This is a genomic window from Polaromonas sp. P3_C2 (assembly GCF_056402675.1).
The window spans coordinates 1-2,412 of record NZ_JBFUGX010000622.1; the positions used below are offsets into that span (position 1 = coordinate 1).

At 61.6% G+C, this 2,412-nt stretch carries 3 protein-coding genes; all 3 read right to left on the bottom strand.

Annotated elements, in window-relative coordinates:
- Nucleotides 1-547: glycerol-3-phosphate 1-O-acyltransferase PlsY (gene plsY / locus AC1DWI_RS19870; protein WP_477725542.1), on the bottom strand; the 547-nt coding region annotated here is incomplete at its 3' end.
- Nucleotides 548-871: 324 nt separating this feature from the next.
- Entirely contained in the window at nucleotides 872-1,366 is a 495-nt protein-coding gene (locus tag AC1DWI_RS19875; protein ID WP_477668083.1) for an aminoacyl-tRNA deacylase, read from the bottom strand.
- Nucleotides 1,367-1,469: 103 nt separating this feature from the next.
- Nucleotides 1,470-2,412, bottom strand: a 943-nt coding sequence (locus AC1DWI_RS19880) for an aldo/keto reductase (protein ID WP_477725543.1), incomplete at its 5' end; no start/stop codon positions are given.

Below are 2,412 nucleotides of genomic sequence, written 5' to 3' on the forward strand. Positions count from 1 at the left end.
CACTGACAACGACCATCATGGCCAGCAGGTTCTTGTCGACATACCAGGCGGCCCGGTCGCCAAACAGGTAATACAGCGGCGAAAAAACGGCCGCCACCAGTGATGCCAGTGAGGAATAGCGCGAAAAGAAGGCGACGATCACCCAGGTTGCCAGCGTGGCAACACCCAACACCCAGCTGACGCCCAGCAACACGCCCGCCGCCGTCGCGACACCCTTGCCGCCCTTGAACTGAAAAAACACCGGATAGAGGTGCCCCAGGAAAGCCGCCAGCCCGACGGCAGCCATTGTTCCTTCGCCGAGGCCATAGTCACCGCCAAACCACTTGACAAGCACCACAGGCACCCAACCCTTGAGGCCGTCCAGCAGCAGCGTGATGGCCGCCGCGGCCTTGCTGCCGGAACGCAGCACGTTGGTGGCGCCGGGGTTCTTGCTGCCGTAGCTGCGGGGGTCGCTCAAACCCATCACCCGGCTGACGATGACGGCAAACGACAGCGAGCCGATCAGGTAGGCCAGCAAAGTCGCGCCGGCAGAATACACGTAGTCCAAATTCATCTCCCTTGTTATGTGGTGGCCACCGGCATTTCAGCCGTGGCCCGCTGCGTTGTCGATGCTGAGAACCTGTTCAATGTCTTTTTGGAGTCGCACAAGTACCTTTTCGGGATGGGATGCAAGGCGCGGTGTGCAGCCCATAGCCCAGCTATGGGCAAGCGCCGCAACGCCGCAGATCGCCCGAAAAGGCACTTGCCCGAAGGGTTGGCGTGAAATCGGGCGATTGGACGCCCCGGCAGCTTGCATAGGCTCCAGCCTATGCGGCGCATCCGAAGCATCCACTCATCCCGATTGCACGCCAATGCGATCTCCAAAAAGGCATTAAACAGGTTCCAATGCACAGTTGACTGATTTTGCACCCAGCAAGGTGACACAAACCTGCGGGTCAATACCAATCAGGTAGCCGCGCCGCCCGCCGTTGATGGCGATTTTGGGCAGGGCCAGGATGCTTTCCTCGATATACACAGGCATCGCCTTGCGCGTGCCGAAAGGCGATGTGCCACCGACCAGGTAGCCGCTGTGGCGGTTGGCGACTTCAGGCTTGCACGGTTCGACCGACTTGGCGCCGATCTGCCGCGCCAGGTTTTTGGTGGAAACCTTGCGGTTGCCATGCATCAGCACCAGCAAGGGTTTGGCGTCCTGGTCCTGCATGACCAGTGTCTTGACGACAGTAAAGGGATCAAAGCCCAGCACCTCGGCGCTATGCTGAGCGCCGCCGTGCTCAAGATATTCGTAAGGGTGCTCAGTGAAGCCGACCTTGTTGGCCTTGAGCAGAGCGGTAGCCGGCGTCTCACTGACGTGGCCCTTCTTGCTCACTGCGGTACCTCTGTTCGCAGGCCAGCGCGGAACCGGCTTTGCCGGGCCGCAGATGGCGCCCCCTGGGGGGAGGCGCCGAAGGCGCTTCGGGGGAGAGTCATTTCTAGAGCGCGGGGTCCCGCAGCTCCCATCGGATTTTGTCAATTTCGGCAAGCACTTCAGCGGACAACTTGGTGCCCCAGGCATCCAAATCTTCATCCAACTGCGCAACCGAGGTCACGCCGATGATGGTGCTGGCCACATGCCACTTGGTGTAGCAGAACGCCAGCGCCAGCTGGGTCGGGGTCAGCTTGTTGTCACGCGCCAGCGCGTTGTAGCGCCGGGCGGCGGCCAGTGCCTCGGGGCGGCCCCAACGCTGTTTGCGCACCGACTCGAATTTGGCAATGCGCGCATCCTTGGGTGCGGCCGGGCCTTCAGTGCCGGACTGGTCGTATTTGCCTGTGAGCAACCCGAAGCCCAGGGGCGAATAGGCCAGCAGCGAGACACCCAGGCGGTGCATGGTTTCGTCCAGGCCGTTTTCCACCGTACGGTTGACGAGGCAATAAGGGTTCTGCACGGTGGCCACACGCGGCAGGCCATGCTGCTCGGCCAGGCGCACAAACTCGTGCACGCCATACGGGGTTTCGTTGGAAAGCCCGATAAAACGCACCTTCCCGGCTTTCACCAAAGCACCGAGTGCCTCGAGCTGCTCATGGATCGGCGTGGCCGAGCGCTCTTGCGCAGGGTTGTAATACAGCGCGCCAAACGCCGGCACGTGGCGTTCGGGCCAGTGAATCTGGTAGAGGTCGATCACGTCGGTCTTCAGCCGCTTCAGGCTGGCATCGCACGAAGCCAGAATGTCTTGGGCCGTCATGCCGCTACCTTCACGCACCCAGGGCATGCCGCGCGAAGGTCCGGCTACCTTGGTAGCAAGCACCAGCTTGTTGCGTGCCGAAGGATTTTTGGCGAACCAGTTGCCGATGATGGTTTCGGTCGAACCACAGGTCTCGGCGCGCGCCGGCACTGAATACATTTCGGCGGTGTCGAGAAAGTTGACGCCGCGCTCC